Below are 14326 nucleotides of genomic sequence, written 5' to 3' on the forward strand. Positions count from 1 at the left end.
GGTTCATCCCGGAATGAGTGTTCGATCACCAGATGTCGGGTCGTGCGAGGAGATTGACGCCGCTGGCCGGTGGGGCCAGTGCCACGGCGCCGTCGGCTCGGAGCGCGCCGTCCCCAACCCGGTGGTAGACGGCGGCGGCGGGTCGGCCGTTGGCTGTGGTCGTGCCGAGGATCTCCGTGGTCTCGGCCGTCGAGAACGCCAGCACCTCGCGCAGGACGAGGATCGCACGTTGGCGGGCGGGCAGGTGCTGCAGGCCGGCGATGAGCCCCAGCCGCAGCGACTCGCGTGCGACCACCACGGCAGCCGGATCGTCGGCGGGCGGGGAGATCCATGCGTCCGGCAGCGGTTCCAGCCACGAGACCTCGCCCGGTGCAACGGGACTCGGCGGGCGATCGGGTCCGTCGTACGGGCCTGCCAGGCCTGAGGGCAGCACGCGGATCGGGCGCGGCTTCAATGACGTCAGGCATGGCGACGTCATGCCGTACTCCTGGAGTGACGTGGTGCCCTTGGAGTTCACAGAGTCTGGGCCGGACTCACGCGACCGGCTTCGGCTCCTGCTGCGCGACCGCGAGGGGCACCGACTGCTGCGCCTGACGGCCGATGAGGCGCATCCGGTCGCCCCGCTGCCCTTCGAAGACCAGCTGGCCCCGCCCCCGGGCGGCTCTCGAACGCGGCGAGACTCCCGCTCTCGCCTGCGCGGCACACGCAAGCGCACCAAGGTTCAGCGCAGAGTGCGTGTTTTGGCAGCACGAGGGGCCGGATGCCGACTGGCCCCTCGGGCCGCCCTCAGTGGTGCCGCTCGAGCGGACCGACTGAGCCCCGGATTGGGCGCCCTTACCTCTGGGCTGGTGGCCGGAGGGCCTCCGAGCCACGCCACTGGGCCGGTGTTGTGGCTTGGAGGTCCCCGGAGCCGTTCATTTCTTCGTGCTGTTCCGGCTGCAGGCACTCGATCAGGTAGTCGCCGGTCTCCAGGTCGAGGGTCACCCCGTGGGTCTCGCTGCGGAACCCGGGGAACCGGCGATCGAAGGACTCCAGCGCGGTGAGGTAGCGCAGCAGGGGGCCGTCCTGAGCGCCGACGCTCTCGCCGGGCATCAGCACAGGGATGCCAGGCGGGGTGACGGTGACCATGGCGGCCGCCACCCGGCCGGGCGCATCGGCAAGCCGTACGCGCTCCGTGCCGCCGCGGATCAGGCGCTGGTAGCACAGCTGCGGCGGGGTCACTGGCTCCGGCAGCTGCTGGAAAGCGGTGTCCAGCAGCTCGACCAGGCGGACCGAGCGCAGGTGGTCGTGCATGTCCTGACACAGGTCGCGCAGGGTCCGGCCGGAGTATCGCCTCGGATGCTGGGCGACCAGTGCGGGCAGGACGCGGTCGAGCGGGGCGTCACCGTCGTAGAGGGCCTTGAAATCCATCAGGGCGTCCAACAGCGTCCCCCATTTGCCCTTGGTGATGCCCATGGAGAACAGCACCAGGGTGGTGTAGCTGTCGGTCTTCTCCACCACGATGTTCCTGGTGGCCAGATAGGCGGTGAGTACTCGGGCCGGGATGCCCCAGTCGGCCATGTCACCGGTGGCGTTGATTCCCGGGCAGGTCAGGGTGACCTTGATCGGGTCGAGCATGCAGTATCCCTCGGACAGCCCGGGAAAGCCGTGCCAGGAGGCTCCGGGCTCCAGGTGCCAGCAGGACGGCTCGGTGCGCAGCAGGTCGGCCGGCGCCTCGTCGAAGAGCAGCCGCTCGCCGCTCGCCGGGTCGGTCACCGTTTCGGGCTGCCACACGCCGAAGAACCAGGGCGGACGGTCCCCGGCGGCCTCGATGCGCCTGCCGATGCGCACGATCTCCTGGCGGAACCGAACTGCCTCGGTCACCGCCTCGTCGACCAGCCAGCGCCCCTGCGGCCCGTCCATCATCGCGGTGGCCACGTCCAGTGAGGCGATCATCGGATACAGCGGTGAGGTCGTGCCGTGCATCATCAGCGTCTCGTTGAACCGGTCGTGCTCCACCGGGGCCCTGGGCGCGGGCCTGATGTGGACCATGGCGCTCTGCGAAAGTGCGGCCAGCAGCTTGTGCGTGGACTGAGTGGCGAAGACGGTGGGCCGTCCGGGGCCGGGGAAGTTCTCCGGCCCCACCGACATGCCGTAACGACCGGTGTAGAGAGGATGGAAGCGTGCATAGGCGAACCACGCCTCATCGAAGTGGAGCCGGGGCGTCGTGGCGGCGAACGCCCGTGCCGCCGCGACGGCGTCGTAGCACAGGCCGTCGTAGGTCGAGTTGGTGAAAACGGCGTACGCCACGTCGGGGGAGAGGGCACCTCGGACGAGTGGGTTGGCGCCCATCCGCGCCGCCACCCGGCCCGCCTCGATCTCAGCCGGGGGCAGCGGCCCAGCCAGGCCATAGCCGTTGCGTGTGGGGATCAGGTACACGGGACGGGCCCCGGAGACGACGAGGCCGTGCAGGACCGACTTGTGGCAGTTGCGGTCCACCAACGCGATCTCGTCACGCGTGACGCTGAAGTGGCCGACCAGCCGGTTGCAGGTGGAGTCGCCGTGCAGGACGAAGTAGGTGAGGTCGGCGCCGAAGACGCGGGCGGCGTTGCGCTCCGCCTCGCCGATCGGCCCGGTGTGTTCGAACAACGAGCCGAGCTCCTCGACGGAGATCGACAGGTCGCTGCGCAGGAGCCGCTCGCCGAAGTAGTCGTGGAAGGCGCGGCCCACGGGTGACTTCAGGAAGGCAACGCCTCCGGAATGGGCCGGAGTGTGCCAGGAGTACTCGTGCGCGTCGTCGAAGCGGCGCAGCGCCTTGAAGAACGGTGGCAGGACGGCTTCCCGATATGCGCGGGCAGCGGTGGTGATCCGGCCCGCGATGAACGCCGGTGTGTCTTCCAGTGGCCACACATAGCCCACCACCGACTCCGACACCCACAGCGGCAGGTCATGCACGCCGTCGTCCGCCATGACCAGGAACACCGGCAGGTCCTGGAACCTGCTGCCGAGTCGGCGCAGGACCGCCGCACCGGCGGGCTCGCCGTCCGCGCCGCGGCCCGGCGGAAGGTCCCACGCCACCAATGCCGCGGCCAGACCGGCCTCGGTACGCAGCACGGCCTCGGCGTCGCCAGCGCTGACGGCCCAGCGGACCCCGAATCCTCCGATCTCGATCGCTTCGCGGATCTTCACCAGTTGCTCGGCCTGGGCGCCCTCGTCCTGCGGATGCGCCCCTACCGCGATAAGGATCTTGCTGCTGTCGGCCATGCCGCCCCTCCCCGGTGGCGGGTGCCACCTCGGTCAGTGTTCGGGACGACCACCACGGGGCGGTGCATACCGGAGGGGCAAACCACCCGGACGACGGAAAGCGCTCTCCTGGTGTTGACCTTGGCGTCCCGGTCATCTGTCGTTCCACCTGGTCGAGGCCCGAAGCCGCATCCTGCCCGAGGTGGGAGACAAGCCCGGTGCCTGGGTGGTGCGTTCTCTGGAGCGCCGTGGCGCGCATGTCCACCTGAACACACAGCTGCTCTCCGCCGAAGACGGCCACGTCGTGCTGTCCGACGGAGAGGAAGTCCCGCAGCGCATCCCCCGGGCAACTCGGTGCTCTCCTCGCTGAACCCGACCGCATCGTCCGGCGGTTCGCGTACCGGCTCGCAATCGAGGGCCGACTGCTGCGTGGCGGTGAGCCGGCCCGCGCGGCCGCCCGGGATGAGGACACCGTGGTCCAGGACCTCTGCGCCACAGCGGCGCTCAAGACTCTGGGGGATGAGGAGGCGTACGAGGATGTGCCGCCTCCACTGCTGTCCGCGCGCAACCCATGACAGCGGGGCAGGACCTCCTGGTGAGCATGTACCTGCCTGGCGCGACCCGGCGCCTCCACCTTCCACCGTGACGCCTACCAGACCTCGTACCGGTCGGCGGCCGGCTCCGGCAACCACGCGGGCGAGGACGCCGCCACCAACTTCACCACCTCCATGTGGAGCTGGTACTACATGTCCGGCGTCGACGTCGTCCCGGCCGCCGTGACCACCGGAACCGTGGTGACCTTCGGCGACTCCATCACCGACGGCTACCACACCACCTTCGACGCCAACCGGCGCTGGCCGGACCGCCTGGCCGCCCGGCTTCAGGCGGCGAGCGGGCGGCCAGCGGCTCTCTGTCGTCAACGCTGGCATCGGGGGCAACATGGTGGCTGGGACGCCGGCTGGGCCCCCAGGGGCTGGCCGCCACGAAGCGGTTCGCACACGACGCCCTCGGCCAGCCGGGCGCACGAGACGTGATCTTCATGGAGGGCATCAACGACATCAACAACAATCCCTCCCTCACCGCCGACCAGTTGATCGCCGGGTACCAGGACTTCATCGCGCAGGCGCACGCGGCCGGCGTGAGGATCATCGGGGGCACGATGCTGCCCTACTCCTTGCTGAACAGCACCCAGGCCGGCATCCGGACCGCGGTGAACAACTGCATCCGCACGAGTGGCGCGCTCGACGCGGTCGTCGACTTCGCCGCCGTCATGCGGGATCCGAACAACCCCGCCCAGATGCTTCCGGCCTACGACAGCGGCGACCACCTGCACGCCAACGAGGCCGGCATGCAGGCCATGGCGAACGCCGTCGATCTGTCCGTGCTGCGGTAGGCGCGCTCAGGCCCCCGCCGAGACGTGGACCGGCACCCGGCTCACCCTGAAGGCAGCCACCCCGGCCCGCAGCGCCGGCAGCCGCCGCTACGGAGCGATCCGGAGCTCGCCGAGGATGTTCTGGTCGGCAGACACAGCCGCACCACTCCGGGAAGCCTCCCCGGCCATGTGATCACTCCCCGCGAAGCCGTGGGTCCTACCTCACCGAGATCACTCACCGGAGGCGGCGCTGCGGTCTGCGCGTGCGGCGCGGGGCATGTCCCAAACAGGCAATCCGCCATGTCTCCCACGGGAAAGACCTGGACTCGGCTCTGGGGGTTCACTGTCGGCCACCTCGACGAAAAGGAGCCGAAACATGCCCGAGGAAGCCAGGTCGGAATTCTGGAAGGGCCTCAAGCCGATCGCCGACTCGGTGAAGCCCGACGCACAGCCGGAGGTCTATCTGTCCCAGGTGGCCACCGACGACGACCGGTACTACGCACCGCTCAGCGAGACCGTGGGATCGCGCCCGCTGTGGATCAACGTCAAGGACAACTCCTGGGCCGACATCCTCTGCGCCAAGCAGGCCGGACTGGTCAACCGGCACTACCACCCGCACGAGGTGTTCGCGTACACGATCTCCGGCAAGTGGGGTTACCTGGAGCGGCCCTGGACAGCGCGGGCCGGTGACTTCGTCTACGAGGCCCCGGGCGAGGGACACACGCTGGTGGCCTACGAGAGCGACGAGCCGATGAAGGCGTTCTTCATCGTCAAGGGCCCGTTGATCTGGCTGGACGAGGACGGCGGAACCACCGGCTACTTCGATGTCCACGACTACATCGAGCTGTGCAGGAACCACTACGAGAAGGTCGGCATCGGCGCCGACTACGTCAACTCACTCTTCCGGTGACCCGGTCCCACCGCTCGAACGAGGTTCCGATGCCACGTACCCGTACTCGTGTGCGGCCCGACGCAGAAGCGCCCGCGGCCGTCGACGGTGAAGCACGCCGCTATGAGAACCGGCTGTTGCTGATCCTCTTCCTGGCCTTCGGATTCGTCTTCTTCGACCGCCAGGCGTTGCCCTTCCTCGCCTCGTACATCAGCAAGGACTTCCATCTCTCCAACACCGAGCTGGGCACGCTGTCCGGAGTGCTGGCTCTCACGTGGGCACTGTCCGGGCTGGTCGCCGGCCGGCTGTCGGACAAACTCGGCAGACGCAAACCCGTTCTGATCGCCGCGGCAGTCCTGTTCTCCTGTTTCTCCGCGGCGGGCGGGCTGATGACCGGCTTCCTCGGTCTGCTCGTCGCCCGGGCCCTGATGGGCGTCGCGGAGGGAGCCGTGCTACCGCTGGCGCAGTCGCTGATGGTGGAGGCGTCCCGGGAGAGCCGTCGTGGCCTCAACATGGGGCTGCTGCAGGGCTCGTCGGCTGGCCTGATGGGCGGGATCCTCGCCCCGCTGGCGGTGGTGTGGATCGCCGAGCTCCACGGCTGGCGGACAGCCTTGCTCCTGACAATCGTGCCAGGTCTGCTCATCGCGGCCTGGATCGCGAAGTCGGTCAGGGAGGTGCCGCCCGGCGGCCGGGCCCAGGTCGCCGCCGCCGACGCCGAGGTCGTCCCCGAGACGACGGCAGGCCCCAAGCCGTCGGTGCGGCAGGTTCTGGGACACCGCAACATCGTCCTGTGCATGGCGGCCGCATGCTGCTACCTCACCTGGTTCGTCGTCATCGTCACCTTCACCCCTACGTACCTGCTGAGCGTCAAAGGCTTCTCCCCGAGCACCATGAGCGGCGTCATGACCTGCCTGGGCGTCGGGTGGGTGCTGTGGGGGTTCCTCACCCCGGCCGTCTCCGACCGCATCGGCCGCAAACCGACCATGATCGCCTTCTCCGCGACAGCGGCCCTGTGTCCGCTCGCGGTGGTCTACGTCAGCGATCCGGTGGCGTTGGGCCTGGTCGTCGTGCTCACCTACACCGGGCTCGGCTGCTTCACTCTGTTCATGGCCACCATCCCCGCCGAGACGGTGCCCCGTGGCGCGCTGGCCACCGCACTCGGGCTGGTCATGGGAGTCGGCGAGCTGGCCGGTGGCTTCCTCGCCCCGGTGATCGCGGGGCGCGCGTCGGACGTCTGGGGCCTGCAGACGGCCATGTTCATCTCGGCCGGCGGCGCCGTCGCCGTCGTCCTGCTCTCCCTCGGCCTGCGGGAGACCGCGCCGCGGGTGCTGCGCCGGCGGGCCGAGCGCGCCGCGGCTGCGGTCGGCCCGGGCGCGGTGGTGGCGGGAGCGGCCGAATGAGGGCCGACACGCGGCGTATGCAGGCCGCCGTCTGGTACGGAGCCAGGGACGTCCGCATAGCGGAGGTGGACGTTCCCACTCCCGGGCGGGGCGAGGTGCTCATCGAGGTCGCCTACTGCGGCATCTGCGGCAGCGACCTGCACGAGTACGCCGACGGGCCGCACGCCATCCCCGTCGTGGAGCCGCATCCGGCCTCCGGCGCCACAGCTCCACTCGTCCTCGGCCACGAGTTCTGCGGGACGGTGGCGGCCCTCGGACCGTCGGTGACCGACCTGACGATCGGTGACCGGGTGGCGGTCGAACCGAACTACCGGTGCGGGGCATGCCCACGGTGCCGGGCAGGTGAGTACAACATCTGCCGGCACTTCGGGTTCGCCGGGCTGATGGGGAACGGGGGAATGGCCGAGTACGCCGCCATCCCCGCCTACATGGCGCACCGCCTCCCCGAGACCGTGTCGCTGGAGCAGGCCGCGCTCTTCGAACCGGCATCGGTCGCCCTGCACGCCCTACGGCGCGCCGGGACCACACCCGAGACAGTGACGGTGGTCGGCCTGGGCCCGGTCGGCCTGCTCACCGTCCGGCTCGCCGCGGAACGCAAGGTGCGGCGCATCGTCGCCGTCGACGTTTCCCGCGCTCGCCTGGACCGCGCGGCCGGGCTCGGCGCCACCGATCTGATCGACGCGGGCCTGGAAGAAGGAGTCGGGCAGCGGATCCGCGAGCTGACCGGCGGTGAGGGCGTCGATGTCGCGTTCGAGGTGGTCGGATCCGAGAGCGCCCTGCGCACCTGCCTGGCCGCGACCCGAAGCGGCGGCCGGGTCGTCCTCGTCGGCCTGGCCCCGGAGGTCTCCCTGGACACCTTCGCGCTGGTCAACAACGAGCAGTCGATCGTTGCCAGCGTCGGCTACCGCGACACCTATCCGGAACTCATCCGGCTCGTCGCGGAACAAGGGCTGGACCTGACACCGGTCGTCACCTCGACCATCGCCCTCGACGCCCTGGTCCCCCACGGCTTCGAGGCACTCATGGACGGACCGGGAGACCAGGTCAAGATCCTGGTCGACCCCGCCGCACACCGTGACCGCCTCGACCACCTCGTCTCCTGTACGGCGTCATCCGGGCCCACGACGCATACGACCTCAGACTGCGAAAGGAGGTGCTGAGGCCGGCTCACCGCGATCACGCAGGCGTGGCCAGGAGGCGTGCCCCGGCTCGTACGCCGGGACGACGCCTCCTGACTGGACGGGTCCTGGGTGGCCGAGCACACGACGGACGGCACCTGCACCCCCGTGAACGCGCCGACACCAGGCTCGGCCGCCACGCCTCCCGACTCCGGCGTGCTCACGCAGGTCCCGCTCGGACAGGTCGGGCCGGGTGGCGGACATCGCCGCAGGGTCTGCTTCCCGCGCTCACCCGCCGCCTCCTGTGGCAACGGGGCGGTCCTCTCGGTCGACGGCGGCTCCCCCACCGTCGGAGACCCTCCGGCCGATGACGGCTCCCCAACCGTCTGAACCGTTCGGAACGCCGGACTGCGGCACGTTCTCACCCGACCGCCGAGGCACGGCCCACCCCCTTGCGAAAGTCGGGCTCGGCTTCTGGGCGCGGCCCGTGACGGCGCAGCGCACCGGGGGTTACCCTCGCCGGGAGACAGCATCAGGCACCTCCGACGGCCCTCACGTCAGAGCGCGACGCCCAGCCCAGCGGCCGCATCGACTCCATGTCGTCACGGCAGACCGGTCCTGCACCACAGTCACCAGGGACGCACGGGCTGGAAAGGAGATTCAGGTGAACCTGCCTATCGTCTCCCGCGTCTCCACGCAGTCGGTCGATCCGGCGGACCGCATCGAATTCTGGGAGGAACACAACCGACAGGCTCTGGTGGGCTTGACCTGCTCGTCGTACTCGCAGGATGGCCTGCTGGCCACGGAGACGAACGTCGAGCTGGGCGACCTGAGGCTGGCCGAGATCGCCGGCAACGAGCACGTCATCGAACGGACCCCACGGACCTGTCAGACCCTGCCGAAGGACTCGATCTTCGTCACGCTGCTGACAGCAGGCTGCGGGGTGTTCTTCCACGAGGGCGGCTGCGTCACCCTGCGGACGGGCGACCTGATCCTCTACGACACGCGCCGGCCCTATCTGTTCGGGTTCCCCTCTCCGATGCGCCAGTTGCTGGTGGACATCCCGCGCGAGGTGTTCGCCGCGCAGTGTGCCCCCGGCGAGGTGTCCGCGCCGATACTGCTCGGCAAGGGGTCGGCCGCCGAAGGTGCCCAGGCTTCCGCACTGGAGGCGGTACTGGCCGACTGGGTCACGGGGCAGGGCGGCGAGGACTCGGTCAGCACCCAGGCCACCGTGCTGGATCTCGTCCGTACGCTGGCCGCACCGAGGCTGGGCGGTTCCGCGCCGCCGGCCGTGCTCTCCCAACTGGCGGTGGCCAAGGACTACATAGCCCGGCACCTTGCCGACCCCGGGCTGAGCTCGGGGCGGGTTGCCGAGGCGATCGGAGTGTCCGCTCGGCACCTCAGCCGTATCTTCCAGCCGACCGGGGTGAGCCCCTCCCGGTACATTCTCGAACAGCGGCTCGGCAAGGCCCGGCAGGTCCTCGCCGATCCAAGCTCCCGCCATCTGACGATCGCCGAAATCGCCCATTGCTGGGGCTTCGCCAGTCAGGCCCACTTCACCCGGGTCTTCCGGAGCCGTTTCGGCCGCACTCCCGGAGAAACACGCCCGTTCATCAACTGAACCGGTGGCTGGGGGGACACTGCGCGTGCACGCCGTCCGCCACTGTTACACCGTCGACCCGGCCCGCACCATCGCCGCCGCGCCGGACGCCGTCGCCGCGGTCGAGATCGCGCACGGCGACGACCTGGTCGGCTCCGGCGTCGACCACGGCACCGACGCCCACACCGAGGGGGAGTGGATCGAAGGGTGCCGATGCTCGCCCTCACCGCAGACTCCAGGCTGTGGAAGCCCCGCCGTCTGCGACTGCGGGTGTTCTCCACCCCCACCCAACTCGTCACCATCGGACGCCGCCGCATCCTCCGCCTCGTCCGACACCGGCCGTGGACAGATGTGATCACAGGTGTCCTCGCGCCGGCTGGATGCACTCACCACCCCCGGCTGACCGGCAGCGATCCTGTCCCGACGAGCCTGGACGATTTCCGGAGCCGTGGAACCCGGCGTCCACCCGACGCGACAGCCGGGCCACCAGACGCCCGCATGCCTCTCCGGGCTGATCAGGCTTCAGGGGTCTGGGCGGGACCGTGGGGTGGTCACCGGGGCTGACGCACAGGCAGGCACGACTCCCATCTACCACCCGTCTCTATCACCCGTCGCCCCGTACGACCACAACCACGACCTCGACCCCGGCCGTTCCCACCGCTGCACGTGGCATGGCGTGGCCGTGCGGTCCGAGAGGAGGTGCGGGCGGCACGGCCACGCCAGGGGGTGGTCAGGAGGTGGGCTGGAAGGTCCACAGCAGGTTGGTGCTGGTCACCCACGTCCACTGCTTGGTCACGGACCCGGAGGGGACCTGTCCGCCGCCGTCGAGGACAAGTCCGGTGGTGCGGTTGGCGATCGAGTACTGGCCGTTGCCGCGGTCGGTGATCTGCCATTGCTGGTTGCGGCCGCCGTTCCAGGGCGCTTGCCGGGCGGGAGCGCCGTTGTCGGTCGAGCCCCAGCCGTCGGCGACCATGCCGTTGGTGCGGTTGACCAGCCTGTAGTAGCCGTTACCGAGGTCGACGGCCTGCCACTGGAGGTTGGGGCTGTCGACCGGCGTCCACTGCTTGAGGTTCGAGCCGCTGGCGACGTTGCCGCCGCTGTCCAGGGCCAGACCGTCCGTGACGTTGATCAGCCGGAAGTACGAGGCCGGATTGAACGTGACCTTCAGCGAGACGATGGCGTCGTTGTTGCCGGTCGCTCGCAGGTCGGGATTGTCCGCGGTGAAGGTCCAGGCCGTGCCGGTGAAGTTGTCGCCGGAGTAGCCCGTCACCTGGTAGCCCTGGGGGACCCGCAGCGAGGAGATGGCCGCGGGCCCCACCCCCGCGGCCGACAGCTGGGAGGAGGTGTAGCTGCCCAGCGTCAGGACGGCGCTCGTCGAGGCGTAACCCACGTCCTTGAACACCGTCACCCGGGCCGCGCCGGCTGACGTGGGGACGCCGCTGACCTCGACGCAGACCACGGAGTCACTGGCGTCCGGGGCGGTAGCCGGAACGGTGACGTTGATCTGGCCGGCGCTGACGGTGTAGGCGAGCGAGGCCGAGGGGTTGTTCATCAGGTAGACGCGGCTGATCGTGTTGGTGATCGCCGGGATCTGCAGCACGCCGTTGGAGGGCCAGGTGAAGACGTGCGCGAACAGCTTGCCGTCCTTCTTGGTGGCCCTGCCCCAGGTGGGGTCGGTACCGAAGGGGCTTGCCGTGGCTCCGTGCACGCTGTCGCCGTACGTCGCCATCCAGGAGGCCAGGCCGCGCAGAATGGTCACGGACCCGGTGGTGACCGAGCCGTCGCCCTTGGGGCCGATGTTCAGCAGGAAGTTGCCGTCTCGCGAGACGCAGGTGACGAGCTCCTGAACGAAATCCTTGACGGGCTGGTAGGAGTTCTCTCGGCCCGCGTTGTAACCCCAGGCGCCGTTCATGGTGTCGCATCTCTCCCACTGGCGGTCCAGCGGCGCGTTGGGAACACCGAACTCCGCGACCGTGTAGTCGCCCAGACCGAGGTCCCGCTTGACCCGTTCGTTGATGACGAGTCCGGGCTTGCGGGCGATCAACCAGTTGTAGAGGTCGACACCGTCCGACCGGAGCCACCAGTCCTGGAGGGTGGGGCTGGAGGGTTCGCCGAACCAGTCGCCGTCGAACCACAGGAGCGCCGGGTCGTAGCGGTCGAGCAGCTCCTGCAGCTGGGCTTTCATGTCCGCGATGTACCCCGTGCGGGCGGCCTGCGATGCCATCGTGGTGAGACCGCCGCTTCGGATGGTCTGGGAGGGGTGGTTCCAGTCCAGGATCGAGTAGTAGAGCCCGAACTTGACGCCTCGCGCCTCGCACTCGGTCTTGAGCGCCGCCAGCAGATCACCCTGGACACCGGCGTAGTCGTGCAGGTTGTACAGCTTGGTGCCGGTGGTGTCGGTGAAGCTGGGCACGTTGGAGTCCCACATGGCGAAGCCCTCATGGTGCTTGGCAGTGATCACCAGGTACTTCATGCCGGCGTCCGCCGCCAGTTGGGCGATGGTCGCCGCGTTGAACGCGGTGGGGTTGAAGTTCGCGGACACCTGGGTCTGGTAGTTGGCCTTGGTCCAACTCTCGCTGGAGAACGCCCATTCACCGTGGCCGAGGTGGGAGTAGGACCCGAAGTGGATGAACATCCCGAACCGGGCCTGGTACCACCAGTCCATCTTGGACGGGACGGTGTAAGCCTCGGCGGTGGCAGGTAACAGGGCCTGCGGCAGCCCGAAGGCCGCGACGCCTCCGGCGAGCGCGGCAGCCTTGATCAGGGAACGTCTGCTCAGACGTGCAGAGGACATGGTGCGGCTCCTGGATCGTTGAGGTGTGCTGGTCGGGGCGGGGCGCGTGTGAAGGACGCCAGGTCCGTGAGCACCTGGGACGCGTTGCGTTCCGGACCTCAGTGCCGGTCAGCTACATCGGATGAATTTATAGACGCTGCCTACTGCGACGTCTAGGAGAGAAGCAAGATTTGGTCAACTACCCTGCTCAATCTCATACGCGATCGAGATCCACCCAACCGCCTCGGCCTGATCACGGCATGATCTTCCGGATAGCTCGGATCTATGCTCCTCGGTAACGGAGCAAGCAGGGTGCGACGGAGTGCAACTTCAAGCGGGCCCAGGCCCCGGTACGCATCACCCCAGGCTGCGCTCCGCCAGTGCGACCCCCGCCTACGCGACGGGCTGCCCGGTTTGATCACGTGATGCCCAGGGTGGGGCATCGGACCGTCCAGGCCGCATCGGCGGCCCTGCGATCGAGTCGCGTAGCCCAATGAGCGGTCGAGTCGTCGTGGGGCTCCGGGCGGCCGAGTCGTTCGAGCCATTGGACGGCGGCAAGCTCACAGCCGTACCCGGAACCCCTGCATGTTGGTCGTTCGTCCAAGACGCCGCGCTACACGATGGGTGCGCGGGGACCGGCGACTTCGGATGTCGGTGGTTCCGCGTACGGTCTGCGCATGGTTGATCAGAGGCCCCCCGTGGCATCGATACTCGACTTCGCGACCTGGGAGCCCGTGCTGCGGCTCCTGCTGGCCGACCACCCGCAAAGCCATGCTGCCCGGTCTGTCCGTGTGGCGGGACGTATTGGCCGGCATGGCTGGAGTCTGGCCTTGAAGCGACGGATGCCGCCGCCGGGCCGAGCCGCCCAGGTGGAGGACATGCAGGAGGAGTTCGATGCGGTGGAGCGGGTGCAGAGTGCGCTCGCGGACGCCGGAGTCGACGAGATCTCGTTCACGGCGGAGATCCAACCGACCGGGAAGACCGCGCTCCGCCTGCTGGGCCCCAGCCCGGCCGTGGAACCCGGCATCGGCACCCCGCACCCGGGGGCGCTCATCCTGGTCGACGGCTCCCTTCCCGAGCCCTGGCGTCGTCTCCCTGATCCGGTGCCCGGGGCAGTTCCGGCCCCTTCGGCGGACGTGGAGTTGCTTGAGCGGACGCTACACGAGCGGTTGCCGCACGCCATCGGCGCGACGGAGGAGGAGATCGCCGCCGCCGAAGCGCGCCTCGGCGTCACGCTGCCCGACGAGCTCAGCGGGCGGCCAGGCGCCGCCAGCAGGTCATGCCCGAGCCGAAGCCCAGCTCCTGGGGCAGGTACTCCCACTGGATCCCGGTGTGCAGGGCGAACAGGATCCCGCACAGGGCCTGCCGGTCCGGCACCCGCGGCCGGCCCGATACCAGCTTCGGACCAGGCTGCGGTAACAACGGCTCGACCACCGACCACAGTTCGTCCGACACAGTCCACGGCCGCGACTGACGCTTCCCCACGACCGCACCAACGAGCAGACCGACCGACAGTCGCGTGATCGACGACTTCTGTCAGGACCAGTAAAGGGTATCCCGCAATGATCTCTCCCGTTCACGCCTCTCCTGCCGGGTGACCGCCACGATCCAACCGGCGGCCATCAGGGCACCTGCTGCACCCGCCAACACGACCAAGCCTTCTGTGGGAATCAGGTTGTCGCCGCCCGGATACCTCTGGCCACACAGCCGCACCGTCTCCGGGTGCTCCGCCGAGGCTTCAAGGCACACAGGCGGTACCGACCGCAGGATCGGTCAACCCGGCCCCCTGTCCCACCGGCAGGTGCTCGGTGGCGAACCGCTGACCGCCAACCTGGTAGGACACCCGGACATGGGTCCCGTCCTTGACCTGCACCACGCGGTCGACGACACCGTGGACCCGCAGGGGCGAGGCATCGATCCGCCGAGCGTCCGAGATCTCGCCAGCCAGCGAA

8 protein-coding genes and 5 pseudogenes are annotated in these 14326 nt (G+C 69.2%); 8 read left to right on the forward strand and 5 right to left on the reverse strand.

The features are described from left to right. Window positions 1–25: 25 nt before the first annotated feature. The gene (locus tag C3488_RS28675) at window positions 26–478 is read right to left on the reverse strand and encodes a sigma factor-like helix-turn-helix DNA-binding protein (RefSeq protein WP_107528755.1); all 453 of its coding nucleotides are present in this window, start codon (window positions 476–478) and stop codon (window positions 26–28) included. A gap of 356 nt (window positions 479–834) precedes the next feature. Continuing rightward, entirely contained in the window at window positions 835–3243 is a 2409-nt protein-coding gene (locus C3488_RS28680) for an Orn/Lys/Arg decarboxylase N-terminal domain-containing protein (protein ID WP_103843817.1), read from the reverse strand. A 136-nt stretch (window positions 3244–3379) separates the two neighbouring features. Between C3488_RS28680 and C3488_RS28685 the strand changes: the two are divergent. The 8 genes and pseudogenes from C3488_RS28685 to C3488_RS28725 form a co-directional block, all read left to right on the forward strand. Next, window positions 3380–3547: pseudogene (locus C3488_RS28685) on the forward strand (NAD(P)/FAD-dependent oxidoreductase); the annotation flags it as partial. Window positions 3548–3968: 421 nt separating this feature from the next. Continuing rightward, window positions 3969–4615: pseudogene (locus tag C3488_RS28695) on the forward strand (GDSL-type esterase/lipase family protein). Window positions 4616–4970: 355 nt separating this feature from the next. Then, window positions 4971–5504 (forward strand): 2,4'-dihydroxyacetophenone dioxygenase family protein, encoded by a 534-nt coding sequence (locus C3488_RS28700; protein ID WP_103843818.1) that lies wholly within the window; start codon window positions 4971–4973, stop codon window positions 5502–5504. A gap of 29 nt (window positions 5505–5533) precedes the next feature. Next, window positions 5534–6883 carry an MFS transporter gene (locus C3488_RS28705; RefSeq protein WP_103843819.1) on the forward strand — a complete coding sequence of 450 codons (1350 nt, stop codon included), beginning with the start codon at window positions 5534–5536 and terminating at the stop codon, window positions 6881–6883. Then, complete coding sequence (locus tag C3488_RS28710; protein ID WP_258053727.1) at window positions 6880–8043, forward strand: 2,3-butanediol dehydrogenase; 1164 nt, start codon at window positions 6880–6882, stop codon at window positions 8041–8043. Before C3488_RS28705 ends, C3488_RS28710 begins: the two co-directional genes overlap by 4 nt. Before the next feature lie 622 nt (window positions 8044–8665). Continuing rightward, window positions 8666–9622 carry a helix-turn-helix domain-containing protein gene (locus C3488_RS28715; protein WP_103843821.1) on the forward strand — a complete coding sequence of 319 codons (957 nt, stop codon included), beginning with the start codon at window positions 8666–8668 and terminating at the stop codon, window positions 9620–9622. 4 nt (window positions 9623–9626) lie between these two features. Then, window positions 9627–9806, forward strand: a pseudogene (locus tag C3488_RS28720) (4-hydroxy-2-oxovalerate aldolase); the annotation flags it as partial. A gap of 5 nt (window positions 9807–9811) precedes the next feature. Further along, window positions 9812–10004: pseudogene (locus tag C3488_RS28725) on the forward strand (IS1380 family transposase); the annotation flags it as partial. A gap of 327 nt (window positions 10005–10331) precedes the next feature. Here C3488_RS28725 and C3488_RS28730 read toward each other — a convergent pair. The 3 genes and pseudogenes from C3488_RS28730 to C3488_RS41140 all read right to left on the reverse strand — a co-directional run. Beyond that, window positions 10332–12395, reverse strand: a complete 2064-nt coding sequence (locus C3488_RS28730; protein WP_103843822.1) for an alpha-L-fucosidase — start codon at window positions 12393–12395, stop codon at window positions 10332–10334. A gap of 1239 nt (window positions 12396–13634) precedes the next feature. Continuing rightward, window positions 13635–13859 (reverse strand): annotated as a pseudogene (locus tag C3488_RS28740) (transposase); the annotation flags it as partial. A gap of 253 nt (window positions 13860–14112) precedes the next feature. After that, window positions 14113–14326: hypothetical protein (locus C3488_RS41140; RefSeq protein ID WP_219822350.1), on the reverse strand; the 214-nt coding region annotated here is incomplete at its 5' end.

Source organism: Streptomyces sp. Ru72 (genome assembly GCF_002920635.1).
Lineage (GTDB): Bacteria > Actinomycetota > Actinomycetes > Streptomycetales > Streptomycetaceae > Streptomyces.

Bases quoted from the DNA above. Each gene is read 5' to 3' on its own strand.
- C3488_RS28675 (WP_107528755.1), bottom strand. From the start codon at position 478: ATGACGTCGCCATGCCTGACGTCATTGAAGCCGCGCCCGATCCGCGTG.
- C3488_RS28680 (WP_103843817.1), bottom strand. From the start codon at position 3,243: ATGGCCGACAGCAGCAAGATCCTTATCGCGGTAGGGGCGCATCCGCAG.
- C3488_RS28700 (WP_103843818.1), top strand. From the start codon at position 4,971: ATGCCCGAGGAAGCCAGGTCGGAATTCTGGAAGGGCCTCAAGCCGATC.
- C3488_RS28705 (WP_103843819.1), top strand. From the start codon at position 5,534: ATGCCACGTACCCGTACTCGTGTGCGGCCCGACGCAGAAGCGCCCGCG.
- C3488_RS28710 (WP_258053727.1), top strand. From the start codon at position 6,880: ATGAGGGCCGACACGCGGCGTATGCAGGCCGCCGTCTGGTACGGAGCC.
- C3488_RS28730 (WP_103843822.1), bottom strand. From the start codon at position 12,395: ATGTCCTCTGCACGTCTGAGCAGACGTTCCCTGATCAAGGCTGCCGCG.